The 23,883-nt window shown below is 56.7% G+C and carries 20 protein-coding genes and 1 pseudogene; 9 read left to right on the top strand and 12 right to left on the bottom strand.

Annotation, left to right across the window (positions count from 1 at the left end; all coding sequences use genetic code 11):
• Window positions 1-55: 55 nt before the first annotated feature.
• The 3 genes from BW956_RS00940 to BW956_RS00950 are packed head-to-tail and all read right to left on the bottom strand — an operon-like array spanning window position 56 to window position 3,782.
• Window positions 56-1,192 carry an HDOD domain-containing protein gene (locus tag BW956_RS00940; protein ID WP_076460113.1) on the bottom strand — a complete coding sequence of 379 codons (1,137 nt, stop codon included), beginning with the start codon at window positions 1,190-1,192 and terminating at the stop codon, window positions 56-58.
• On the bottom strand, window positions 1,185-3,170 hold the full coding sequence (locus BW956_RS00945; protein ID WP_083702884.1) for an EAL domain-containing response regulator: 1,986 nt from the start codon (window positions 3,168-3,170) through the stop codon (window positions 1,185-1,187). The genes BW956_RS00940 and BW956_RS00945 overlap by 8 nt, the downstream gene beginning before the upstream one ends.
• Before the next feature lie 36 nt (window positions 3,171-3,206).
• Window positions 3,207-3,782 (bottom strand): response regulator, encoded by a 576-nt coding sequence (locus BW956_RS00950; RefSeq protein WP_010321737.1) that lies wholly within the window; start codon window positions 3,780-3,782, stop codon window positions 3,207-3,209.
• Window positions 3,783-3,995: 213 nt separating this feature from the next.
• Between BW956_RS00950 and doeB2 the strand changes: the two genes are divergently transcribed.
• The 9 genes and pseudogenes from doeB2 (at window position 3,996) to BW956_RS22830 (ending at window position 15,966) form a co-directional block, all read left to right on the top strand.
• Window positions 3,996-5,168, top strand: coding sequence for a N(2)-acetyl-L-2,4-diaminobutanoate deacetylase DoeB2 (doeB2, locus tag BW956_RS00955; protein ID WP_076460116.1), 1,173 nt, complete (start codon window positions 3,996-3,998; stop codon window positions 5,166-5,168).
• A gap of 235 nt (window positions 5,169-5,403) precedes the next feature.
• The gene (gene ectB, locus BW956_RS00960; RefSeq protein WP_010321739.1) at window positions 5,404-6,660 is read left to right on the top strand and encodes a diaminobutyrate--2-oxoglutarate transaminase; all 1,257 of its coding nucleotides are present in this window, start codon (window positions 5,404-5,406) and stop codon (window positions 6,658-6,660) included.
• Window positions 6,660-7,937: an ectoine hydrolase gene (gene doeA, locus BW956_RS00965; protein WP_076460118.1), complete on the top strand. Its 1,278-nt coding sequence runs from the start codon at window positions 6,660-6,662 to the stop codon at window positions 7,935-7,937. Before ectB ends, doeA begins: the two co-directional genes overlap by 1 nt.
• 10 nt (window positions 7,938-7,947) lie before the next feature.
• The gene (locus tag BW956_RS00970; RefSeq protein ID WP_076460120.1) at window positions 7,948-9,318 is read left to right on the top strand and encodes an NAD-dependent succinate-semialdehyde dehydrogenase; all 1,371 of its coding nucleotides are present in this window, start codon (window positions 7,948-7,950) and stop codon (window positions 9,316-9,318) included.
• A 222-nt stretch (window positions 9,319-9,540) separates the two neighbouring features.
• A complete protein-coding gene (locus BW956_RS00975) occupies window positions 9,541-10,404 on the top strand; it encodes an MBL fold metallo-hydrolase (protein WP_076460122.1) in 864 nt (287 codons plus the stop codon).
• Window positions 10,405-10,448: 44 nt separating this feature from the next.
• Complete coding sequence (locus BW956_RS00980) at window positions 10,449-12,182, top strand: bifunctional protein tyrosine phosphatase family protein/NAD(P)/FAD-dependent oxidoreductase (protein WP_076460124.1); 1,734 nt, start codon at window positions 10,449-10,451, stop codon at window positions 12,180-12,182.
• A 42-nt stretch (window positions 12,183-12,224) separates the two neighbouring features.
• Window positions 12,225-13,961 carry a SulP family inorganic anion transporter gene (locus tag BW956_RS00985; RefSeq protein WP_076460126.1) on the top strand — a complete coding sequence of 579 codons (1,737 nt, stop codon included), beginning with the start codon at window positions 12,225-12,227 and terminating at the stop codon, window positions 13,959-13,961.
• A 583-nt stretch (window positions 13,962-14,544) separates the two neighbouring features.
• Window positions 14,545-14,856 (top strand): annotated as a pseudogene (locus tag BW956_RS22825) (methyl-accepting chemotaxis protein); the annotation flags it as partial.
• A 108-nt stretch (window positions 14,857-14,964) separates the two neighbouring features.
• Window positions 14,965-15,966, top strand: coding sequence for a substrate-binding periplasmic protein (locus BW956_RS22830; protein WP_420811599.1), 1,002 nt, complete (start codon window positions 14,965-14,967; stop codon window positions 15,964-15,966).
• Window positions 15,967-15,982: 16 nt separating this feature from the next.
• Here BW956_RS22830 and BW956_RS00995 read toward each other — a convergent pair whose 3' ends face one another.
• The 9 genes from BW956_RS00995 to BW956_RS01035 form a co-directional block, all read right to left on the bottom strand.
• Window positions 15,983-16,441 (bottom strand): methyltransferase family protein, encoded by a 459-nt coding sequence (locus tag BW956_RS00995; RefSeq protein ID WP_083702931.1) that lies wholly within the window; start codon window positions 16,439-16,441, stop codon window positions 15,983-15,985.
• A 122-nt stretch (window positions 16,442-16,563) separates the two neighbouring features.
• A complete protein-coding gene (locus BW956_RS01000) occupies window positions 16,564-17,745 on the bottom strand; it encodes an acetyl-CoA C-acyltransferase (protein ID WP_076460132.1) in 1,182 nt (393 codons plus the stop codon).
• Window positions 17,742-19,016 carry an ArgE/DapE family deacylase gene (locus BW956_RS01005; protein WP_076460135.1) on the bottom strand — a complete coding sequence of 425 codons (1,275 nt, stop codon included), beginning with the start codon at window positions 19,014-19,016 and terminating at the stop codon, window positions 17,742-17,744. Before BW956_RS01005 ends, BW956_RS01000 begins: the two co-directional genes overlap by 4 nt.
• Entirely contained in the window at window positions 19,013-19,660 is a 648-nt protein-coding gene (locus BW956_RS01010) for a 3-oxoacid CoA-transferase subunit B (protein WP_175611945.1), read from the bottom strand. Before BW956_RS01010 ends, BW956_RS01005 begins: the two co-directional genes overlap by 4 nt.
• Window positions 19,647-20,342 carry a CoA transferase subunit A gene (locus BW956_RS01015; protein ID WP_076460137.1) on the bottom strand — a complete coding sequence of 232 codons (696 nt, stop codon included), beginning with the start codon at window positions 20,340-20,342 and terminating at the stop codon, window positions 19,647-19,649. The genes BW956_RS01010 and BW956_RS01015 overlap by 14 nt, the downstream gene beginning before the upstream one ends.
• Window positions 20,339-21,097 (bottom strand): amino acid ABC transporter ATP-binding protein, encoded by a 759-nt coding sequence (locus BW956_RS01020; protein ID WP_076460139.1) that lies wholly within the window; start codon window positions 21,095-21,097, stop codon window positions 20,339-20,341. Before BW956_RS01020 ends, BW956_RS01015 begins: the two co-directional genes overlap by 4 nt.
• Window positions 21,098-21,099: 2 nt before the next feature.
• Window positions 21,100-21,762: an amino acid ABC transporter permease gene (locus BW956_RS01025; RefSeq protein WP_076460141.1), complete on the bottom strand. Its 663-nt coding sequence runs from the start codon at window positions 21,760-21,762 to the stop codon at window positions 21,100-21,102.
• Between the two features lie 11 nt (window positions 21,763-21,773).
• Window positions 21,774-22,538 carry an ABC transporter substrate-binding protein gene (locus BW956_RS01030; RefSeq protein WP_217695076.1) on the bottom strand — a complete coding sequence of 255 codons (765 nt, stop codon included), beginning with the start codon at window positions 22,536-22,538 and terminating at the stop codon, window positions 21,774-21,776.
• A 27-nt stretch (window positions 22,539-22,565) separates the two neighbouring features.
• Entirely contained in the window at window positions 22,566-23,882 is a 1,317-nt protein-coding gene (locus tag BW956_RS01035) for an aminotransferase family protein (RefSeq protein WP_076460143.1), read from the bottom strand.
• Window position 23,883 lies beyond the last annotated feature (1 nt).

Below are 23,883 nucleotides of genomic sequence, written 5' to 3' on the forward strand. Positions count from 1 at the left end.
GTTGTCTCACCTGCAATCATTTGATTTCAAGGCAAAAACCTCAAGATAGACGGCTTCACAGCAGAATCGGGTTAGCCTGCTCATCAAGACCCAGCCCCTGGCTTTGCAGGAAGTCTCGGTCCAACGATTCACCATCCACGCCTGCCGCTTCGAGAATCCAGGCCAGGTGCAAGGCAGCCAGCGCCTTATCCGGATCTGTCGACGCACTCGGAAAACGCATGTTTTGCACCAGCTCGACCTGCTCGGCCTTGAAGCCCCAGAGCGTCAGGAGGTAGGCGCCCAACATGGCTTCCTGATGGTTATCATCGTGGACAGAGTCCAGTTCCAGCTCAACGAGTGCGCCCAAATTATGCAGCAGGCCCGCAATAAAAACGCGATCACGCTCTTTGCGTCCCAGTCCAAGCTCCTTGGCCAGAAGCAGTGCGCGCTCGGCTACGCCCCGTGCCAAAGTGAAGTTGTTGGACTGAAAGCTGTCACTGCTTGAGCTACGCCCCGGATGGAAGAGTTCCAATGCCAGGACGATAGCACGAATCAACTCGCTACCAAGCCGGATGACAGCGTCACGAATACTCACAGCCTCGGTGGTGAAACCAAAGAAAGCGGAATTGGCCAATTGCAGCAGGCGCGCGGTCAACGCCTGGTCTTCACTGACAAGGTCGACGACACGATCCATCGACACCTCATCTTTGGACAGTTCCAGCGATAACCGGGTAAACGTCGAAGATACTACCGGCAGCTGCTTGAGCCGCCCGAGTGCCAACTTTACGTCGAGTGGTATCGGTAATTGATGAATTCGGGCAGCACGGTCCAGCACCGATACAATTGCCTCAGGATCATAGGGTTTGGCAAACGTCAGGTGAGCTGACGCTGTACCTTCCAACCAGGCTTGAGGTGAAGCATCACCCGTCAACATGACTCTGAGCACCAACGGATGGGAGTCTTCAATACTGGCCAGCAGCCCGGCACCGCCCTCTCCCGGCATCTGCTTGTCGGCAATCACTACCCAGGGTGACTGCTCATTCAACAGCTCATGGGCAGATTCAACCGACTGCGCCTGGAGCACATCCCATTCGGGATGGTAACGCCGGATCAATCGCCGCGCTGCAAGCAAAACCGCTTTTTCATCATCGACAACAAGTACCGAGGGCTGCTCCGGGAGCTTAACGCGAGCAGCCAAAATCTGTTTAGACAAAAGCCTGGTTCTCAAAAGGTTGTTCAACAAGCATTTCGCGCAGCGTATTGGGCGCGACCGGTGCACTATAGACGTATCCCTGTACTATATCGCAGCCAAACTCGCGTAGCACCTCCAGCTGATAGGGACTTTCCACCCCTTCGGCAATCACCTCATAGCCCATATCATGGGCCATATTGATGATGTGCTTAACCAGCCGCCCACGGCCGCTGTCAGGGCTGATCTCATCAATGAAACACTTGTCGATCTTGAGTACATCAATCGGCAGGCGGTGCAGATAACTCAGGGAGGAGTAGCCGGTACCAAAATCATCCAGCGCGATCCCCACCCCCAGCGTTCTCAGCTCTTCAATACGCTCTGCACTGCTTTCGATATCCTGGATCAGAGAGGTCTCGGTCAGCTCAATTTTCAAATCCTGAGGCGAAGAACCGGACTCGTTAATGATCCCGGTTACCTTGCTGACCAGCGAATCATTGCGCAGTTGCGGTGCCGCCAGGTTGACGGAGATGGGGACCGTTGCCACTTCTTGCAGGCGCCAGACGCGAACCTGTGCGCAGGCAGCTGCCAATACCCAGTCACCGATAATATTGATCAGCCCGTTCTCTTCAGCCATGGGAATAAAAGTGGCCGGGCTGATATTACCCAGCTCATTATTTTTCCAACGCAGCAGCGCTTCAGCACCCACAATCGTACCGGTTTCCAGCTGCACCTTGGGTTGGTACACCAGGCTGAATTCGTTGCGTTCCAGCGCACCAAACAAGGCATTTTCAATACGGTCGCGATTGGCTACATCCTCATCCAGCAGAGGGTCATATCGGCGAGGCTCACTCACCACACCGGCACAGGCTTGCGAGTGCACGGCCGATGCCGCCTGCTGTAGCAAAGACTCGGCCTCATTGGCGCCATGTTCAGGCCCCGCGAGAGAATACCCGGCATACAGAGGCACCATAACTGAACGCCCCATCAATGCCTGAGGCTCGGAGAAGTGCTCTAGCAGGCGGGTAAGCTGTTTGACGCCTTCAGCTTCAGTCGCCGGAATGAGCAATGCAAACTGTTCAGCACCCAACACCCCGAACGACACTTCCGGCGGCAAGTGCTTATGGATGCATTGGCCCAGCAGGCTTAATAGAGACGATGACGCCATGAACCCAAGCTGGCGGTTCAGCTCCCGGAAACGGGCCACTTCCATACAGGCAACCATGCAGGGGGTGTCGGGTTCTTCGAGATGGCTACGAATGCGCTCAAGTATCTGCGATTGTCCCAACGCACGATTTTTCTGCTCGATTGCAACTTCTGCAGCAGGTCCGCCCAGGCTGGCTAAAAGGACTTCATGCTCACCTGCAGCCTCAACCCTGGAACACAAACTGAATCGACCGGAGCCGTATTCCTGCCCCAAGGTGATGCTACTGCCTGGGTGATGCAACAGATAATCACACTTTGCGGGTGTCATGCCCGGCAACAGTTCATCCAGACGTGCGCCCGCCATAAAATGTTGCTGGACCTGCAACATTTGATCGGCTTCAGTGCTCGCCTGCAAAAGGGCACCGTTGGCGCCCAGTTTCAGCACACACTGCCCAGGACCGGGGACAAATGGAGGCAGTACTTGAGACTCGAAAAGCTTGAACGCTCGTTCGACCTGGTCAAGCAGATCCTGGTCATCCCAGGGCTTGGTGATGAACTTGAAAACCTGACCACTGTTCAGAGCGTCCAGTACCAGATTCAATTCAGCTTGCCCGCTGAGCAGTATGCCCACGGGCGGGGGTACAAGCGTAGAAGTTTTCTGCAGCAGCTCGCTGCCGTTCATGCCCGGCAGCATAAAGTCGGAGAGAATCACTTGCGGTGATTCCTGGGAGCAGATGGCAAGGCCTTCTTCAGCCGTTTCCGCCATCAGCAGCTGGTAGCCTGAACGGCGAAACAGCCGCTTCAAGGAGCGCAGTATCGCCGATTCATCGTCCACTAGTAATAGTTTTCTATCCATCGTCCCAACTGCCTCCTGATGAGGTTTGGGCGCGTGCTACCCCGTCTGGACAGAATCCTTAAGCAACCGATCAACCACCTCAGTCAGCTCCTGATTCTGGAAGGGCTTTTGCAACACGGCGTCCGCACCTGCTTCCAATGCTCGGTTCAAGTCTGCTGTGCTGAGTGCCGAAACCACAACAACTTTGGTATTTTTGATCTCGCTGGTAGAGCGGATGAAGTCCAACACCTGAAAACCATCCAGCCCCGGCATACTCAGGTCCAGTGTAATCAGCGCGGGACGGTCCTGCAGCAATTTGGCGCCCCCCTGGAAACCATCAGTGGCCACATCGACCTCGTAGCCGCCTGAGCGCAGAATTCGGCTGATCAAGCGCGTAATGGCAGGCTCGTCATCCAGCACCAGCACCCGACGGTTGTTTTTAGGCGCAAACTCTGGCGGAATTGGCATGCCATGCTGTTCAAGAAAGCTGACAAAGTCTTCAACCAGAACCCGGTTGTTGCCTCGCCCGGGCAGTTTAAAGCCCTTCAGCTCGCCACGCTCGATCCATCGTATCACCGTGCGAAGATTCACATCACAGATTTTGGCGATTTCACCGGTGGTCAGTGTTTTCATGTGTCAGCCTTGAATTGGAATTGATCTAGTCAGGCACTTTATAGCACAAAAGCCATCTGAAGCAAATGTGACAATTGAGACAATCCGCATTTTATCAAGCCTGGCTCATCGCCTCTCCTCGGACGAATAACCTGTCCAGAGCCTGAGACTTGTTCATAGCCTGCCTAGCAACTAGCCTGAACCTGACGCTCACCAGCAAAGGGAAGATAGACTATGCAGGATAGATGGCAGACGATTCTTCATCAGGCAATCCAGTTCAGGCATCAATTACACCGTCAGCCCGAGCTTACCTGGGAAGAAGAAAACACCAGCAGCAGCATTCGCGCCCAGCTGGATGCACTCGACATTTCCTGGCGCAGTTGTGCCCGTTACGGCACCCTGGCCACACTGGCCGCTGATGCCAAGGGCCCTCATATTGCTCTGCGCGGCGACATCGACGCCCTGCCGATCCACGAATTGACCGACCTGCCCTATAAATCCGAAGTTGCCGGCAAGATGCATGCGTGTGGCCACGACGGTCATACTGCTGCGCTCTGGGCCACCGCCGCCTGGCTCAAGGCACATGAAGCCGACCTGCCCGGGCCTGTCACCCTGGTATTTCAGCCGGCGGAGGAAGGCGGCCATGGTGCCCGCAGCATGATTGAAGAAGGTGCACTGGAAGGCATCGACCGCATTTACGGCTGGCACAACTGGCCTGCAATCCCCTATGGTCAGGCTGTTTGCCCCGACGGACCGGTCATGTCCGGTAACGGGACGTTCGAGATCGAACTCAAGGGCAAAGGTGGTCATGCCAGTCAGCCGGAAATCTGCCGCGACCCCGTGCTGGCTGCGGCTGCCATTACGCTCAACCTGCAACAGATTGTCAGCCGTCGCTTACCTCCTCAGTCTGCCAGCGTGGTCAGTGTTACCTCCATCGACGCCATCAACGCACCAACGGTCATTCCCGACCGCGTTCGCATTGGCGGCAGCATCCGCCTGGCGCAGCCGGAGTTGCGAGACACCATAGACCGCCTGATCACCGAGATCAGCGAAGATACCGCACGCACCTACGGTGTCAGTGCCCAAGTCACTACCGTGAAGCGCTACGAAGCCACCGTCAACAACGCTCAGGCTGCGGAGGCCTATCGCAATGCCCTTGGCGAAACCTTGGGGCCTGATTGGCAATACAAAGACATGCACCTGCCCATCATGGCATCGGAGGATTTCAGCTACTACCTTAATCAGGTTCCAGGTGCCTTTGCGTTGATCGGCATGTCGAAAACCGATGCCTATCAGGCACCCTGTCACAGTCCTGAATACGCGTTCAATGATGATTTGATCGGCTCTGTGGTCGAAGTTTTTTCACGCCTGGTTGGCGCTCCATTACCGGATAACACGCCGCTCTGAAGCCCGGGCAACAGCATCCACTCCCCCTGATAGGAAATTTTTTTTCCTATCAGGCTTGATGAGTGGGATTTTCTCTCCTAGCTTGAAATGGACCACTTCAGGTCGCGGCCTTCAAGGCCTTGAGTTTCTCTCTGAACACCTCCGGGTAAAACAACCGGTTACAACATCACTCACGCCACAGACAGAACACACTTGTGAACTGCCTGCAGTGGCTCTTTCGCACAAGGAGATCAGCATGGAACTGTTCGAAAAGTGGGAATCCGACATTCGCGGTTACTCCCGAGCCTATCCGACAGTTTTTGCTTCGGCGTCTAATGCTCGTCAGGTGGATGAACAGGGACGAAGTTATATCGACTTCTTTGCCGGGGCCGGGGTGCTCAACTTCGGGCACAACAATCCACGCATGAAAGAGGCGCTGATTCGATTTATCGAATCTGACGGCGTCGCACATAGCCTGGATATGGCAACCACTGCCAAACGTGAGTTTATGCAGGCCTTTATCGATACCGTGCTCAAGCCACGCAACATGAACTACAAGATGCAGTTCATGGGTCCGACCGGCACCAACGCCGTCGAAGCGGCTCTGAAACTCGCGCGCCGTGTAACAGGGCGCTCACAGGTTATCGCTTTCAGCCAGGGCTTCCACGGCATGACACTGGGGGCGCTGGCCTGTACTGCCAACCAGTACTTCCGTAACGCCTCGGGCGTACCCTTGAACCACGTCAACCATGCACCGTTTGAAACCACATCCGGGTGCGGCATGGGCTGCCTTAACACCCTGCGCGAATCGCTGGAAAACAGCTCCAGCGGCTATGAACCGCCTGCTGCCTTTATTATTGAAACCATTCAGGCCGAGGGCGGTGTCAACATCGCCAGCAAGGAATGGCTGCAGGAGCTGCAAAAACTGGCCCGTGATGTCGGTGCCCTGCTGATCATTGATGACATCCAGGTCGGCTGTGGCCGCACCGGCAGCTACTTCAGTTTCGACGATATGGGGCTGGACCCGGATATCGTCTGCCTGGCCAAAGGCATCGGCGGTTTTGGTACGCCGCTGGCCATGAATCTGGTGAAACCCGAACATGATGCCCATTGGCAACCCGGCGAGCATACCGGCACCTTCCGTGGCCAGGGTTTCTCCTTTGTCGCGGGCCGTGAAGCCTTGCGTTACTTTGACGATGACAGCCTGATGCAGCAGACCCGCGAACGCGGCGAGATGATCAATGCCCGCTTGCAGTCCATCGCCGAGAAGTACAAGGCACAGGGTGTCGAAGTCCGTGGCAAGGGCATGATTCAGGCCCTGGATATCATGGATGGCGCCAAGGCCAAGGAGATCGCCAAGACCTGCTTTGAAACCGGACTGCTGGTCGGCCCTTGCGGCGTAGGTGGCCGCGTTATCAAGTTGATCCCGCCACTGACTACACCGGATGAAGACCTCGAACAGGGTCTGAGCATTCTGGAACAGGCCGTGGACAGCGTACTAGGAGGTGCCTGATGCGCGAACGCGATGATATGACCTTCCCGTTTGAGGAATACCAGCGGCGAATTGGCGACCTGCGCCAGCGCATGGCCAAGCGTTTGCTGGATGTGGTGATCATCACCGACCCGGAGAACCTGATGTATCTGACCGACTATCAGACATCAGGCTACTCCTTCTTTCAGGCACTGGTCGTGCCCATCGACGACGAACCCTACATGATCACACGCATGATGGAGGAGTCGAATGTGCACGCCCGTACCTGGGTGGAAAAAACACGTCCCTACTCGGATACCGGTGACGCCATTCAGATGCTGATCGAGTCACTGCGTGAGTTCGGCCTTTCCGAGAAAGTGTTGGGATACGAGCGCAACAGTTACTTCTTCCCGGCCTATCATCAGGATTACCTTAAAACGGCATTCAAAGGCAGCCGCCTGATGGACTGCTTCGGCATTGTCGAAGAGGGTCGCAAGTGCAAATCCAGTTATGAACTGGATGCCATGCGCAAATCCGCAGATGCGGCACGCGCCGGCCTTTTTGCGGGCGTTGAAGCCTGTCAGGCCGGCGTAACCGAGAATGAAATCGGTGGCGCCATCAGCCAGGCCATGTTCGCCGCCGGCGGTGACTTCCCGGCCGTGATGCCTTATGTCACCTCTGGCCCGCGCACCATGATCGGTCACGCCACCTGGGAAGGACGTACCGTTCAGCCGGGCGAGCATGTATTTCTGGAAATCGGTGGCTGCTACCGTCGCTACCACACGGCCCTGATGCGCACCGTCATTTGCGGCGAACTGACGGACTCCATGTACCGCGCCCAGGAAACCATGAAGCTGGCCTTGCGCCAGATCCGCGAAGAGATGCGCCCGGGACTGACGGTATCCGACGCCGACCACATCGTTCGCTCCATCATTACCGATAACGATGTAGGCGCACGTCTGATTACCCGCTCAGGATACTCCATCGGTATCGCCTTCCCTCCCAGCTGGGATGAGGGCTATATCGTCAGCCTCAAGGGCGGCGACAGCTCAGTGCTGGAGCCCGGCATGACCTTCCACGTTATCCCCTGGATGTGGGGCGTGGATGGTGACAAGACCTGTGGCATTTCCGACACCTTCTACATAACCGATAAAGGGTGCGGCTCTTTCTTCGAAGATGTGCCCCAGGATTTCTTCATCCGCCCAGGCAGCAGCACCAAGCCCGCGGCCAAGCCTGAAAAAGGCCCGGAGCTGGTGAAAGTACCGGCAACCGAAGACAAACAGCCCGAGAAAAAACAGAAAGTCGCCGAGAAGCGCTAAGGAGGGATCTATGCTGACGGTTATTAACCCGACCAACGGACAGACCTTGCACTCCGTTCCGGCGCTGGATCGTGCCGGTATGGAGGCACGTATCGACACAGCCTTGCAGGGCTTCAGCCAGTGGCGCAAGACCTCATTCAGCGAACGCGCCCAGTTATTGCAACGCGTCGCCAACCTGATGCGTGCTCAAGAAGAACGCCTGGCTCGCCTGATGACCGATGAAATGGGCAAGCCTATCAAGGAAGCCCGCGGCGAAGTGCAAAAAGCGGCCTGGTGCGCCGAACACTATGCGGAGCACGGTGAGGATTACCTGAAAACCTACGACCTGGCATCCGACGCCAGCCATAGCTACATCCAACACCTGCCATTGGGGCCTGTTATGGGCATTCTGCCCTGGAACGCGCCTTTCTGGCTGGCGTTTCGCTTCTGCGCACCCGCATTAATGGCCGGCAATACCTGCCTGATTAAACATGACCCCCATGTGCCTGCGTGCGCTGAAGCCATCGCCGACCTGTTTGTACAGGCAGAAGCCCCTGAAGGCGTGGTGCAGAACCTGCCGCTGCAGACCCCGGATGTTGAAGCGGCCATTCGGCATAAGGCCGTACGTGCGATCTCCTTTACAGGCTCCAGTGGCGGTGGCAGCAAAGTCGCGTCCATGGCCGCATCGGAACTGAAACCGGCTGTACTGGAACTGGGGGGCTCGGACCCGGCCATCGTGCTGGCTGATGCCGACCTGGAACAGGCTGCCGATCTGATCGGCTTTTCCCGCATCATCAACGCAGGCCAGTCCTGCATTGCAGCCAAGCGCATCATTGTCGAAGCGCCCGTCTATGACCGTTTTGTTGAGCTGCTGGAAGCGCGACTGGCTCCCTTGAAAGTGGGTGACCCGGCCAACGAAGATACGGATATCGGCCCGATTGCACGTGAGGACTTGCGTGCCGAGTTGGCACGTCAGGTTGAGCAGACCAAGGCCGCCGGGGCCCGTTGTCTGCTGGGTGGCGAACCGCTGGATGGGCCGGGGTACTTTTACCCGGTTACCCTGCTGGCCGACGTGACCAACGACATGCCGGCCTGTCGCGAGGAAACCTTTGGCCCTGTGGCCGTAGTGTTGAAAGCTGAAAATGCCGAGCAGGCACTGGCTATCGCCAACGACAGCGAATACGGTCTGGCCGGCTCAATCTGGACAGACCGGGCACGTGGCGAAGCCATGGCTGCAGACCTGGAAACCGGTCAGGTAGTGGTGAATGGCCTCGTCAAAACCGACCCACGACTGCCCAGCGGGGGGATCAAGCGCTCCGGCTATGGGCGTGAGCTTGGCCCTCACGGCATCATGGAGTTCGTCAATATCCAGCAAGTCTGGGTAGGCCCCAAGCAGGGCTGATCCTTAGACTCCCTACCTGCAGGGCCTATTCAGGCCCTGCACTTGTTTCGTCCGCTGCTTCAACATCCCTCCCTCTCCTGTCAAAACCCGCTGCTTTTCATCCAAGCATGAGCAAGAGTGCGTTTATAACGATTTAGTCTTTCCCTGCCTAAGCTTTCGATATTAGAATAAATTAAATCGTTATAAGCATATAACTATAAGCACTTAAGGATCGGAGGCGTTATGCAACCCAAAGTGACGGCATTTTTTGATGAGCCGACTTTCACCTACAGCTATGTGGTGCAAGACCCCACATCCCACCACTGTGCCATTGTCGACTCAGTGCTGGATTTCGATTATGCCGCGGGCAAAACCGATACGCGTTCCGCCGACGAGATCCTCGCATTCATCAAGGCAGAAGGCCTGAGTGTCGACTGGATTCTGGAAACCCATGTCCACGCCGATCACCTCTCTGCAGCCCCTTACCTGCAGGAAAAGACCGGTGCCAAACTGGCCATTGGTTCACACATCACCACCGTGCAGGATACGTTCGGCAAGGCTTTTAATGCCGGCACCGAGTTCGCCCGCGACGGCAGCCAGTTTGATGCCCTGCTCCAGGATGGGGATGAAATCCGTATCGGCGAGCTGACCGGTCAGGCCATGCACACACCGGGTCACACACCGGCCTGCATGACCTATGTGTTCGGCGATGCCGCCTTTGTAGGCGATACCCTGTTCATGCCCGATTACGGCACTGCACGCTGTGACTTCCCGGGTGGCGATGCCCGCACCCTGTACCAGTCCATCCAGCGTGTTTTCTCCCTGCCCTCGGAGACACGACTGTTCATGTGCCATGACTACAAGGCACCGGGCCGTGATGAATATGCCAACGAAACCACCGTTGCCGACGAGCGCCAGCACAATATTCACGTCAAGGAAGGCATCAGCGAGGAAGACTTCGTCCGCATGCGCACTGAACGCGATGCGACGCTGGCCATGCCACGTCTGATCCTGCCCTCGGTTCAGGTCAACATGCGTGCCGGCCAGATGCCACCAGCCGAAGATAACGATCAGGTCTATCTGAAAGTACCGATCAACCTGTTCTGAGCCGTTTTGAAACGACAATAACTATAAGTGCCTCGGAGACAAACATGGATTTACATCAACTCACGCCCTTTCTCAGTGTCAGCCCCCAGATTACCGCTGCGGATGTGGGCCTTGCGGCTGCCAAAGGCTTCAAATCGATCATCTGTAATCGCCCTGAAAACGAAAGCGAGGACCAGCCGGACATGGCTGAAATCCGTTCTGCCGCAGAGCGTCATGGTCTGGCCTGGCATTATCAGCCGGTCATTTCCGGCCAGATTACCGATGCAGATATAAGCCGTTTTCGTGAGTTGATGGAAAGTCTCCAAGGGCCGGTCCTGGCATTTTGTCGCACCGGCACCCGCTGCTGCACTCTCTGGGCACTATCCGAGGCCCACCACCTGGATGCTGATGCCATCCTCAATGCCGCCCAAAATGCCGGCTATGACCTCAGCGCCCAGCGTGAACGTCTGCAGACAATGGCGACACACGAGTCAGAGAACCCGGTCAGGGCAACCGGGCGGCGCCATGAAGTGTTGATTGTCGGTGGCGGTGCTGCCGGCCAGTCCGTCGCTGGCAGCCTGCTGCAGCGGAATCCGGATCTTGATATCGCCATTATCGAACCACGCCAGGAACATTACTATCAGCCCGGCTGGACGCTGGTCGGCGGGGGTGTATTCGAGCGCCGTGAAACCGTGCGCAACATGTCGGATGTAATGCCGCAGCAGGTGAAGTGGTATCAGGCTGCCGCTCACGCTTTCGAGCCGGAACAGCGCCAGGTGGTACTGGAAGATGGTGAACGACTGGGCTATAGCATTCTGGTGGTTGCGCCTGGTCTGGCATTGGATTGGGAGGCGATTCCGGGCCTCAAAGATACCCTTGGGCAGAATGGTGTCACATCCAATTACCTGTTCGACCTGGCTCCCTACACCTGGGAACTGGTGCAAAGCACCCGCAAGGGCAAGGCGCTGTTTACCCAGCCGCCCATGCCGATCAAATGTGCCGGTGCGCCCCAGAAGGCCATGTACCTGGCCTGCGACCACTGGTCTCGCCAGTCGCGGCTGCAGGACCTTCAAGTCGAGTTTTGCACCGCCGGTGCAGCCCTGTTCGGCGTTGCCGACTATGTGCCGGCACTGATGCAGTACGTGGAAAAATATGGCATCCAGCTCAACTTCCAGCATAACCTGGTGTCTGTCGATGGCTCTGGGAAAACGGCTGTCTTTAACGTCACCGACCCCGAAGGCAACACAACACAGATCGAAAAGGCCTTCGACATGATACACGTCTGCCCTCCTCAGCGTGCACCCAAATTCATCAGCGAAAGCCCCCTGGCTGACGCCGCCGGCTGGATCGAGCTGAATCCGGAAACCCTGCAGCACAGCCGCTACGGCGACATCTTCGGACTGGGCGATGCCGGCAACACACCCAACGCCAAGACAGCAGCAGCCGTTCGCAAGCAAGCCCCCGTGGTCGCAGAAAATATCCTGCGTGCGCTCAAGGGCGAAGCGCCAAGGGCTGTCTACGACGGCTATGGTTCCTGCCCGTTAACGGTTGAGCGCGGCAAGATTGTCCTGGCGGAATTCGGCTACGGCGGCAAGCTGCTACCCAGCTTCCCGGAGTGGCTGGTGGATGGCAAACAGCCCAGCCGCTTCTCATGGATGCTGAAGGAAAAGATGCTGCCCTGGATTTACTGGAACGCCATGCTGAAAGGACATGAATGGATGGCCAAACCTGAAGTATTGCGGCACCGGCCTACCGAGCAGGAAGCCCAGGAAGCCTGCAACTTTGCCGACAAGAAATAAGCTCGCTTAATCGGCTCACCAAAAAGCCGTAAGGATACTCGCATGCTAGAACGCTACCTTCCCATACTGCAGTGGCTCCGGGTGTATAACCGGAGCACCTTTACCAGTGACCTGGTGGCAGCCCTGATCGTTACGATCATGCTGATCCCGCAGTCGCTGGCCTATGCACTGCTGGCCGGCTTGCCGGCGGAGGTCGGACTCTATGCCAGTATCCTGCCACTGGTGGCCTACGCCATTTTCGGTACCAGCCGCACCCTGGCGGTTGGGCCGGTGGCCGTGGTGTCACTCATGACGGCTGCAGCCGTAGGCAACCTGGCACTTCAGGGCACCGCGGAATACCTCGCGGCCGCCACAGCGCTGGCATTTATTTCCGGCGGCATCCTGATTCTGATGGGGCTGATGCGACTGGGCATCCTGGCCAACTTTCTCAGCCACCCGGTTATTTCAGGTTTCATCACTGCTTCCGGCATTATCATTGCCGCCAGCCAGCTCAAACATATCCTGGGGGTGGATGCCTCAGGCCATAACCTGCTCGACATTCTGTTGGCACTGGGTTCCAAACTGAACCAGATCAACCTGCCGACACTGGTGATCGGTGTTACCGCAACCGCGTTCCTGTTCTGGGTGCGTAAGCAGCTCAAGCCGATGTTGATCAACTTCGGCATGGGCGAGCGGCTGGCAGATATTGTTGCCAAGGCAGGGCCTGTACTGGCGGTAGTCGCCACCACAGTCGCAACCTGGGGACTCAGTCTTGATGAACAAGGTGTGAAAGTCGTAGGTACGGTTCCCACAGGCCTGCCCGGCCTGCATCTGCCCAGCTTTGACGCCGACCTCTGGCAGCAACTGTTTGTCTCTGCACTGTTGATCAGCGTAGTGGGCTTTGTCGAATCCGTGTCTGTGGCACAAACCCTCGCTGCCAAGCGCCGCCAGCGTATCTCCCCGGACCAGGAGTTGATCGGCCTTGGGGCTTCCAACGTGGCTTCAGCAGCCTCCGGCGGCTTCCCGGTGACCGGCGGCTTTTCACGCTCCGTGGTCAATTTCGATGCCGGTGCGGAAACCCCTGCAGCCGGAGCCTTTACTGCCGTGGGTATTGCCATCGCGACCCTGGTACTGACACCGCTGATCTTTTTCCTGCCCAAGGCAACACTGGCGGCCACCATTATTGTTGCCGTGTTGTCACTGGTGGATTTGAGCGCGCTGAAACGCACCTGGGACTATTCCCGCAGTGACTTTGCCGCCATGTTGGCGACCATCGTGTTAACCCTGGTTGAAGGTGTGGAGCTGGGCATCATCGCCGGTGTCGGCCTATCGGTGCTATTATATCTATACCGTACCAGCAAACCTCATAGCGCCATTGTCGGTCGTGTGCCGGGTACTCAGCATTTCCGAAACGTGGACCGCTTCGATGTGGAAACCTGCAAGCGTGTGCTCACCTTGCGCGTGGACGAGAGCCTCTACTTTGCCAACGCACGTTATCTGGAAGACCGTATCTACGACCTGGTCGCCAAACAGCCCGAGCTGGAACATCTGGTCTTGATGTGTCCGGCGGTCAACCTGATTGATGCCTCGGCGCTGGAAAGCCTGGAAGCGATCAACCAGCGACTGCAGGACAGCGGGGTACGCTTCCACCTGTCTGAAGTCAAAGGGCCGGTTATGGATAAACTCAAGCTGACCCACTTCCTGGATGAACTCACCGGTGAAGTATTCCTGAGTCAGTACGATGCCTGGCAAACCCTGAGTAAGGCCGAACAGGCGAAAACCGTTGCCGCAATCCGTTGACACCTGTCGCAAAACAGCTGCACCACTCAGGTGCAGCTGCACGCGCTTGGCGCCCTCCTGAATACCCTCGCCTTGGTCACAGGCCGCAAATCCGCCTAAGCCTTTACTGGAACGAAATTTGCTTTACCCGCAATAAAGATATTGTGGAGCCTCCATCATGCTATTTCGTCGCCATCGCCGTCCCGGCCCTTCCAGTCAAACACTGGTGGAACTGCTGTCACATTTGCAAACAGCCCAACTGGATGAACGCAGCCTGCCAGACCCCGCCCTGCGCCAGTGTCTGGTCGAACTTCAAGGGCAACTAAGGACTCAGGAAAGCTCACATCAGGGCGGTGCTCTGCACACCCTGACCCAGTCCATCGCCGGCCTGCTGCAACGTGTGCAGCTGTTCACGGGTCACGCCAACCGCGCCCTGGCGCAACAGGAGGGATTGATTCAACAGATGGACCAGCGTTCACAACAGCTGGAGCAGGAACTGAACGCAGCCGCTGACAAGGTGGGCCAGTCCTGGGATGAAGTGCGTCAGCTGCAACATACGCTCCGTGAAACGGTGGGCGATACCAGTAATGCCGTCATTGAAGCGATGGAAGGCATCGCCGGCAAGCTGGAAGCCAAGGCCGACAGTGCCCACGCCGTACTGGAAAACATCACTCGCATTGGTGCGCAAATCAACCTGCTGGCATTGAATGCTGCCATCGAGGCTGCACGCGCAGGCGAACACGGACGAGGCTTCGCAGTTGTAGCCAACGAAGTGCGCAATCTGGCAGAAGTCACCGTAAAGCATGTGGAAGAAGCCCGTGAGCAGCTCAACTTCTCGGCCATAGAAGAAGACCTGTCCAGCCTGCGCCAACACAGCATGGATAAACTGGAAGCCTCAGATGAGGCCGTTAACTTTTCCAGCGAGCGTCTTGGCAAGCTGTTCAGTCATATCAATGACGATATTGGTCAGGTGCGCGAGAATACCGATATCCTGTTTGAGACCCTGCACCTGCTGCAGGACGTGATGGGGCGCGTACAGGACAAGCAGACCTGGATCAGTGAGCTCGCGACTCAAGTCGGGCAGGGGCTGGAGCATCTGCCTGCGGATATGGAGAACCTATCCTCCGCCCAGATGCCGGTCGAGCGCATGAACCGACAGCTTGGGCTCAGTCGGGGGCAAGACCGCCTCAGCCTGATCCGGCAGCGTGGCAGCCTGCGCGTTGCCGTCGAACCCCAGTTCGTCGGCCTGTCGTTCCGCCAGAAACAGGGCAGTGCTCTGAGAGGCCTTGATATCAGTTATGCCGAAGCCCTGGCGCGTCATTTGGGCGTACGCTGCGAGTTTGTCGAAACACCCTGGGACTTGTGCACCGAGCGGCTGTTCAGCAGCGACAAGCCCGGCGGTGCACCAGCTGATATCGTGATCAGCGCCCTGCCGCCTGACGCAGATTACGCCCACGTCGCCTATTCCGAGCCCTACACCTACCTGCACTGTGTACTGGCGCGTCGCAAAGGCGACAGCCGAATCAACCAGATCAAAGACCTTCAGGGTAAAACACTGGGCATTATCAACGACCCGGCTGCCTTTGCCGTGCTGGAGAGCCTGGGTGTCGGCACCGGTGCAGGCAACAAGATCCAGCTTTCCAACCTGCTGGCGTACTCCGACCAGAGCCGCATCCACGATTGCCTGGCCAACGGCATCGTCGATGCCTTCATGGTCGACCTGCCGATCTACTACTGGGCCTGTAACAACCCGGAAAGCCCATGGTACGACAAGATCGAGATCCTGTCCGGCAATCTGGCTGAACAATCCTACTTCTATTCCATGGCCGTGGCCGCAGATCCGGAAAATGCAAACCTGTTAAGCGAGGTGAACCGGTTCATTGCCCAGTTCAAATCCACACCGGAGCGCAACCGTCTGGAGCAGGAATGGCAAGGACAAGTCATAACCGACACCCTCAGTCATCGAGACCTGCCCGGTAATCTGAAGGGGATGGAGGAGCTGCAATCCATGTACAACGCCGCTTGAATATTCTCGAATATTGTCAGAGCCAGCGCCTGACGCGCTGGCAGTAAGCCCGGTATTCATCTTCAAACAGACGCGTGAGGGTGCGTTCTTCAGGCAGGATTTGGAACCGGGTAATCCAGAATACAAACAGCGCCCAGCCCAGCGGAGCCAACAGCCAGCCCAGATACAAAGACCAGGCCACCAGCATCAAGAGAAGCGCCAGATACATGGGGTTGCGGCTGTAGCGGTAGATGCCGTGCGCGACGAGAGAACTGCTTTTCTCGGGGCAATGCGGATGCACCGTGGTACCGGCCTTGAAAAAATGCGCTACCGCCATTACCGCGAGCAGCAAGGAAACGCCCAGGGGCAGCAGCGCCCAGCCAGGTGCAATCGAAACGCTCAGGCTTGAGGGTGTCATTCGCTGCCCGCCATAGATCAGCAAGGCGACCAGTACAGTGACCAGCGGTGGCGGGAGCTTTAACTCAAGGGCTGACATCTGCATCGGCTCCATCAGTAGAAACACAGTGCAGCTACCAGAGCACTTTCATCATCTCTGGCTGCTATCTATGGTTATACCTCAGGCATCAGCGATGTCCAAACCCTTTGCTTTGCCCACACTCAGCAGCTTTCGATAAGTACCGCTATACCTTGACCACCCCCAATGCAGGCGGCGGCTACACCCATTTTTTTGCCTTCACGCTTGAGGCTATGCGCCAGCGTACCCGCCAAACGAATACCGGTTGCGCCAAGCGGATGACCCAGGGCCAAAGCCCCGCCATGAAGATTGACCTTTTCAGGGTCCAGATTCAGGGCCTGAATGGCATAGAGCGGCACTACGCTGAAGGCTTCATTGATCTCCCAAAGGTCAACTTGCTCAGGCTTGAGATCAAACTGAGCCAAGAGCCGCTGCACAGCCGGCACAACCCCGGCGCCCATCAACTCGGGCTTCACGCCCCGGTCAACACACCCCAGCACCCGAGCCAAAGGCTCCTGGCTATGGGTTTTCAGCGCTTCTTCTGACATCAGCGTTGCAAGCGCGGCACCGCTGGTCAGGGGGGAACTGTTACCGGCCGTTACCTGTCCCTGTTCGGCAAACACCGGGGTCAGGGCTGCCAAAACGTCCAGCCGGGTATCCGCACGGATGTTGGCGTCCTGCTGAAATACCTCTTCGTTCGCAAGCTGGACCGGCATGATCTCGTCAGCCCAGACACCTGCCTGCTGTGCCCGTGCCGCCAACGAATGAGAGCGGACTGCGAATGTATCCATCTGCTCACGGGAGATGCCTGCCTGAGTCGCCAGTCGCTCCGCAGTTAGCCCCATATTCATTACCACTGACATCTCATAGGATTTGCCAGTGTCAGTCGGCAACTCGGGTATCGTAAGCACACCGTCCTGAAACAGGACCGGCCCCATTGGAACGCGCGTCATGTGCTCATAGCCTCCAGCCAGAGCAATATCCGCCGAGCCTGAAGCAATACTCCATGCCGAGAAACGAAGTGCTGCCAGGCCCGAGCCACATTGCTGATCAATCTGACGACTGGCGCACTGGTCCCCCAAGCGGCTCTCAAACAGCGGGTAACGCCCGCCAAAGCTCCACTGCTCTTTTACCGCCAGTGCACAGCCCAGATTAAAGTCATCAACCAGCATCGGGTCTACTCGGCGACGTTCCAGCGAGTAATCAATCAATTCAGCCAAAAGCCTGTCAGCGGGCTGCTCTGCCAAAGCATCGACTTCGGTTTTTTTCGGGTGCGCGCGGCTGAATGCAGTGCGCGCATAATCGGTAATAAAAACAGGTTTCATGCGGGCTCCAGTTTGCACCAGCGGCTGATAAACAGGGCATAAGTTTTCAGAACATGGCGGATGGACTCGATATCAACGCTCTCGTCGATGCCATGAATATTGCGCGCAACTGGCCCGTAGCAGGTACCGGCCGTACGGCTATAAAAATGGAAGGCACGCAGGTCAGTGGTACAGGTCGACAGGTATTCTTTGGGCCGCTCCTGAGTCAGCGACTCATGACAGCCACTTAACAGGTTGATGCCCGGATCAGCCATATCGACCAGATGCCCTTCGGAACGAAAGCCGTGAAAGCGCAAAACCGGCTTTTCCGTGACAAAGGCCTTCTCCGTTCGCGCAGCCTGCTCGATGCAGTCATTTACCCGTTGCATGATCTCATTGGCGGACATGCCGGGAGGAAAACCGATTCGACCTTCCATCTGCGCATGCGAAGGCACACTGGATGCCCAGTTACCGCCCTGAATGGTGCCGATGTTCAAGTTGAAGGGCCGTTCAATCGCATCATAAGGAGACGCACGGAAGTTGGAGTTCAACTCGTCTTCCAGTGATTTGAGCCAGGGAATCAGCAGCTGCAGTTTTTCGATGGCATTCTGCCCAGCAGAGGTATCCAGCACGTGCGCGGGCTTGCCCCTCACCACCACCTTGAACCAGAGCACGCCCACTTGACCGGTGTAGATTTGCGGGCCGAACGGCTCAGGGATCAAGACAAAATCGCCGCCAAAACCCTGTTGCAGGCAGGCCAGAGCACCATTACCGGAGCATTCCTCTTCTACAACGGCCTGTATCGTCAGGGGCGATTTGATCTCAAAACCGGCATGACGCACGGCATGCACTGCGTAGATCATGGCGGCCACACCGGACTGCATATCACCGGCACCACGGCCATAGAGCCAGCCATCTTTCTCCCAGGGCTCATTCGGCAGGTGTGTCCACATATCCGGCGGATCGGCACTGACCACATCCAGGTGGCCATTGAGCACCAGTGTTTTGCCTTCTTCCCCCCGGTTCAACTGGGAGACCAGGTTGTATTTGTTCTCGTGATCCCACTCCACAGGCGCATACAGCGAATGACCGCACATGGCGTCATGCTTCATCTCTACGCGCTGCGCCGGCAGGCCAAGGTCGTTCAACTGGCCTTCAACCACATTGAGCACACCCTGTTCCTGATTCAACACGGCATACTGACGCACCATATCCTTGGTGAAAGCAATGGCGTCATCAAAGACCTGATCACAGCTTTTCAGTATCTGCTGTTCATGCTCGGCAAGACTCATGATGCCTCCAGTTCCGGCGGGAAGATCAGCTCGGCTTCCGTTATTGCCTGCAGCGCTTCGTTGCTGATGGGCTCCAGCTTCTCTCGCACTACCAACCCTTCCGGCGTCACATCGATCACGGCCTTCTCGGTGATAATGCGCGAGATACAGGCCGCTGCGGTAAGCGGTAAACGGCAGTGCTTAAGGACCTTGGGGGCGCCCTTCTTATCGCAATGGGTGGTTAACACCACAATACGCGGCGTTTTCTGCGCCAGCTCCATGGCGCCACCGATACCAGGGGAGAACTTGCCCGGAATCTTCCAGTTGGCCAGATTGCCCTGCTGATCGACTTCAAAAGCGCCAATCATGGTCAGATCCAGTTTGCCGCGACGTATCATGGCAAAGGACACGGCACTGTCGAAAAAGGCGCTGCCAGGGCGCGTCGCGATATATGCGCCAGCAGAGTCGATCAGAAACGGATCCATCTGCTCCGGCTGCGCCTGCTTCCAGGCCCCCAGCACGCCATTTTCGGTATGGATAAGAACGTCCATATCCTCCGGCAGGTGATGGATAACCTGAGTCGGCAACCCTATCCCCAGATTCACGATATTGCCCGGCTGAATTTCGCGGGCAGCACGACTGATAATGCGATTAATGTCGGACATGATGTTCCATAATCCCGTAGTCATTCGTCAGGGCGGGTAACACCACCAGACTGCTTACAAAAGCACTGGGAGTGTGGATACAGGCAGGCTCAAGCTCACCCGGCGCACGGCAGTGGGCGGTTTCCACGATCACCTGATTCGCCGCCATGGCCATCAACGGGCTGAAATTAATGGCACTGCCCTGGTACACCAGGTTGCCAAAGGTGTCGGCCTGGGCCGCATGGATCAGGGCAAAGTCAGCCCCCAATGCCATCTCCACCTTGTATCGTGCACCTTTCCAGTCGAGCAGGTCCTCAGGCTTGGTAATTTCAGACTCTAAACCGATATCGGAGAGAAAACCGAAGCTGCCGGCACCGGCCGTGCGGATCTTTTCCGCAAAAATGCCCTGGGGGTGAAATTCCACTTCCAGCACACCTTCATTCATCAGCTCGATGACGCGGCGGTTCAGGCCGATATGGGTCGAGACCAGCTTATCGACCTGCCCGTTTTCAATCAGCTTGCTGATACCGATGCCCATTTCATTGGCATCGTTCTTGATCAGGGTAAGGTGCTTCTGTCCCTGCTTAAGCAGTTCATCGATCAGCGCAAAGGGTGTGCCCGGGCTGCCGAAGCCTCCGACCATGATGCTTGCCCCGTCCGGGATCTGAGCAATGGCCTGCTCAATTGTTTGCTGCTTGTTCATGAGTGGATACTGGCCAGAAATTGTTGGGTACGTTGATGCTGAGGATTGCCGAAGACCTGATCCGGTGTCCCCTGCTCCACAATGAAACCGCCATCCATAAAAATGACGCGGTCGGCTACCTTGCGGGCAAACTCCATCTCATGGGTCACGATCAGCATGGTCATGCCCTCTTTGGCCAGGCCCTCCATCACCGACAGCACTTCGCCGACCAACTCCGGGTCCAGTGCTGAGGTAGGCTCATCAAACAGCATGACGCTCGGGTTCATGGCCAGCGCACGCACAATCGCCACACGCTGTTTCTGGCCGCCGGACAGCATGTCGGGATAGGCATCACGCTTGTCTGCCAAACCGACACTGGTCAGCAGCTGCATCGCCTTCTCCTCAGCCTCGGCCTTGTTCTGTTTAAGCACCTGCACAGGGCCTTCAATGACGTTTTGCAGGATGCTCATGTGGGGGAACAGGTGAAAGTGCTGGAACACCATGCCCAGGTTGGTCCGCACTTCGCACAGGTGCTTATCAAACGCTTTGCCCTTCAGGGAGGTATCGTTGATAAACATGCCATTGACATGGATCTCCCCGGCAGTGGGGACTTCCAGGTGGTTAATGGTGCGCAACAGCGTACTTTTGCCAGACCCGCTGGGCCCGATGATGCAAATGACTTCCCCGGCTTCAACCTGCAGATCCACCGACCGCAGCACTTCCAGGTCGCCGTAACACTTTCTCAGCGCCTCGACTCTGACGATAGCGTCACTCATGGTTAACTCCTTTGGGTCTTCAGGTGCATCCGTTTTTCGACGGCTCGCAGCGCCAGTGCGGTTGCGGACGTCAGGATGGCATAGAGGATGGTGGCCGCCAGATACAGCTCGAAGGGTTTATAGGTTGTACCCACCAGCTGCTGGGTTTTCATGGTGAGCTCCACCAGAGTGATGGTCGACACCAGAGAGGTATCCTTGATCAGGATGATAAAGTTATTCCCCAAGGGCGGAATGATGTTACGTACCGCCTGCGGGAGAATGATCCTGCGCATGGCTTGCGCATGGGTCATGCCGATTGAAAGCGCCGCCTCGGTCTGACCATGGCTGATGGATTGAATGCCGGCACGAATGGTTTCGGCGTTGTAGGCCCCCACATTGAGTGCCAGCCCCAATACCCCTGATACAAATGGAGACAACTCCAATCCGAACTGAGGCAACCCGTAGTAGATCAGGAACAGCTGCACCAGCAGCGGAGTGGAACGGATCAGCCAGATGTAGAAACTGGCGATACCAAAAAGCACGCGATTACTGGATAGCCGTGCCAGCGCAGCCGCCAAACCGAATATAAGCCCCAGTACCAGAGAGATAACCGAGATATACAGTGTCAGCAGTGCTGCTTCCGAAAGAATCGGAAAATACTTAACGATGATTGCCCAGTCGAACATTGCCGCGCCCCTTATCGGATATCAGTACCGAACCACTTTTCACTGATCTGCTGATAGGTCCCGTCAGCCTGCATATCAGCAAGTGCCTTGTTGATGGCGCTGAGCAGCTCAGGGTTATCTTTCTGCATGGCAATGCCAATCAGCTCCGGATACAGCAGGTCACCCGCCATCTGAATCGGCATATCCCGTTCCTGAATGGCCATCAGCCCGGTGAGACGGTCAGTGACAAAGCCAGACAAACGCCCGGACTGGGTTTCCATCATCATCTGGGGAACACCCTTGTAGGTGCGTACTTCTACATCCGGTGCATTTTCACGCAGCCAGCCTTCAAAGGTGGTCCCCAGGGTGACGCCGATTTTGGCGCCTTTCAGCTCTGCCAGGCTGGTCGATTCGGCGCCTTTCTTAACAAAAAGCTGAGCGCCTGAGCGGTAGTAAGGGTTGGAGAAATCGATGGTTTTGAGACGCTCATCGGTAATGGCCATGGAGCCAATAATCGTGTCGTAACGGTTAGCCAGAAGGCCAGCGATGATGCCATCCCAGGCCGTTGCGATCGGCTCGCCTTCAACGCCGATGCGTTTGGCAATTTCACGGCCGATCTCAACATCGAACCCCGCCAGATCACCCTGTTCATCTACAAAGTTGAACGGAGGGTAGGCACCGGACATGGCAAAAGTCAGTTCATTTTCGCTTTTAACCGTCTCCAGGCCACCGGCAGCCTGAGCGTTTGATGCAAGTGCCAGCCCGAAACAGGCTGTCATTATCATTTTTTTCAACATTGCATTTCCCCTTTCGTTTTTGGAGTATTACCGGCCACTCAGATCAGCCAGTGACTGATCGAACAGGCGCAGAATTTCGTCGATTTCCTCTCGTGTTACCGTCAGCGGTGGAGTGATCAGCACATGATCACCACGCACACCGTCCAGGGTTCGTCTTGGATACACCAGCAAGCCACGTGCTTTGGCCAGGCGAGTGATCTCATTGAAAATGTTGTCTTCAGCGGGATATGGGGTTTTGCTGTCACGATCAGCGACAAACTCGACGCCCTGAAGCAGACCTACGCCACGCACCTGACCGATACAGGCATGCTTTTCTGCCAACTTATCCAGGCCTTCTCTCAGATAGGCTCCCTGACGGGCAGCATTGGCAACCAGCTCCTGCTCCTTGGTTGCTCTGACAACGGCCAGAGCCGTAGCACAGGCCAGAGGATTGCCGGCATAGGTGTGGCCATGCATGAAACCGCCCGTCTCCAACACCTGGTCAACCAGTTCCTGTCTGGCCATCATGGCGGCCACCGGGTAATAGCCGGCCCCCATCCCCTTGGCCAACGCGATCAGATCGGGTTTGACGCCCCAGTGTTGGTAGGCAAACCATTCGCCTGTACGGCCCATTCCAGAGAGCACTTCGTCCAGAATCAGCAGACAGCCATGGCGGTCACAGATCTCGCGAATGCCTTCCATGTACTGACGGTTGAGCATGCGTGCTCCGGTGCTGGCCCCGCCAACAGGCTCGATGGCAATCGCGATGATGTGTTCACCGCCCACCTCGGCAATGGCCGCATCGGTTTCAGCCAATACGGACGCAACATGCTCTTCCAGGGTGTTTTCTTGATAGCGGTAGAAATCAGGAGAAGGAACCTTGATCGACCCCAATGTGATATCCGTGAAAGGTGCTTCCAGGGGTTGGTAGCCGGTTAAACTCAGCGCGCCGAGGGTACTGCCGTGGTAGGAGGGTCGCAGGGAGACAAAATGGGTACGCTGTGATTGACCAATACTGACAAAATATTGCCGTGCCAGCTTCATGGCACTCTCAACCGCTTCCGATCCGCTTCCGACAAAGAAAACCTTATCCAGATCCCCTTGCGTCAGCTCGACGAGTTCTTCTGCCAGATCAATCGCCACCTGGCTTTCAAACTGGGTGCGATAACTGAATGCAACGCGGCCCAGTTGCTCAGCCATTGCCGCTTTAACAGCCGGATGGTTGTGACCGAGATTGCAGGTAATGGCACCCGAACAGGCATCAATATAACGCTTGCCATCGACATCCCAGATGTAGATGCCGTCTGCGTGTGAGACCAGCGGCAACTGGCCACTGGCTTGATAAAAGAGAGCGTTCCCGGTCATG

Source organism: Marinobacterium stanieri (assembly GCF_900155945.1).
In the GTDB taxonomy this organism is placed as follows: Bacteria; Pseudomonadota; Gammaproteobacteria; order Pseudomonadales; family Balneatricaceae; genus Marinobacterium; species Marinobacterium stanieri.

Bases quoted from the DNA above. Each gene is read 5' to 3' on its own strand.
- BW956_RS00945 (WP_083702884.1), bottom strand. From the start codon at position 3,170: ATGGATAGAAAACTATTACTAGTGGACGATGAATCGGCGATACTGCGC.
- BW956_RS00950 (WP_010321737.1), bottom strand. From the start codon at position 3,782: ATGAAAACACTGACCACCGGTGAAATCGCCAAAATCTGTGATGTGAAT.
- doeB2 (WP_076460116.1), top strand. From the start codon at position 3,996: ATGCAGGATAGATGGCAGACGATTCTTCATCAGGCAATCCAGTTCAGG.
- ectB (WP_010321739.1), top strand. From the start codon at position 5,404: ATGGAACTGTTCGAAAAGTGGGAATCCGACATTCGCGGTTACTCCCGA.
- doeA (WP_076460118.1), top strand. From the start codon at position 6,660: ATGCGCGAACGCGATGATATGACCTTCCCGTTTGAGGAATACCAGCGG.
- BW956_RS00970 (WP_076460120.1), top strand. From the start codon at position 7,948: ATGCTGACGGTTATTAACCCGACCAACGGACAGACCTTGCACTCCGTT.
- BW956_RS00975 (WP_076460122.1), top strand. From the start codon at position 9,541: ATGCAACCCAAAGTGACGGCATTTTTTGATGAGCCGACTTTCACCTAC.
- BW956_RS00980 (WP_076460124.1), top strand. From the start codon at position 10,449: ATGGATTTACATCAACTCACGCCCTTTCTCAGTGTCAGCCCCCAGATT.
- BW956_RS00985 (WP_076460126.1), top strand. From the start codon at position 12,225: ATGCTAGAACGCTACCTTCCCATACTGCAGTGGCTCCGGGTGTATAAC.
- BW956_RS22830 (WP_420811599.1), top strand. From the start codon at position 14,965: ATGGGGCGCGTACAGGACAAGCAGACCTGGATCAGTGAGCTCGCGACT.
- BW956_RS00995 (WP_083702931.1), bottom strand. From the start codon at position 16,441: ATGTCAGCCCTTGAGTTAAAGCTCCCGCCACCGCTGGTCACTGTACTG.
- BW956_RS01000 (WP_076460132.1), bottom strand. From the start codon at position 17,745: ATGAAACCTGTTTTTATTACCGATTATGCGCGCACTGCATTCAGCCGC.
- BW956_RS01005 (WP_076460135.1), bottom strand. From the start codon at position 19,016: ATGAGTCTTGCCGAGCATGAACAGCAGATACTGAAAAGCTGTGATCAG.
- BW956_RS01010 (WP_175611945.1), bottom strand. From the start codon at position 19,660: ATGTCCGACATTAATCGCATTATCAGTCGTGCTGCCCGCGAAATTCAG.
- BW956_RS01015 (WP_076460137.1), bottom strand. From the start codon at position 20,342: ATGAACAAGCAGCAAACAATTGAGCAGGCCATTGCTCAGATCCCGGAC.
- BW956_RS01020 (WP_076460139.1), bottom strand. From the start codon at position 21,097: ATGAGTGACGCTATCGTCAGAGTCGAGGCGCTGAGAAAGTGTTACGGC.
- BW956_RS01025 (WP_076460141.1), bottom strand. From the start codon at position 21,762: ATGTTCGACTGGGCAATCATCGTTAAGTATTTTCCGATTCTTTCGGAA.
- BW956_RS01030 (WP_217695076.1), bottom strand. From the start codon at position 22,538: ATGTTGAAAAAAATGATAATGACAGCCTGTTTCGGGCTGGCACTTGCA.
- BW956_RS01035 (WP_076460143.1), bottom strand. From the start codon at position 23,882: ATGACCGGGAACGCTCTCTTTTATCAAGCCAGTGGCCAGTTGCCGCTG.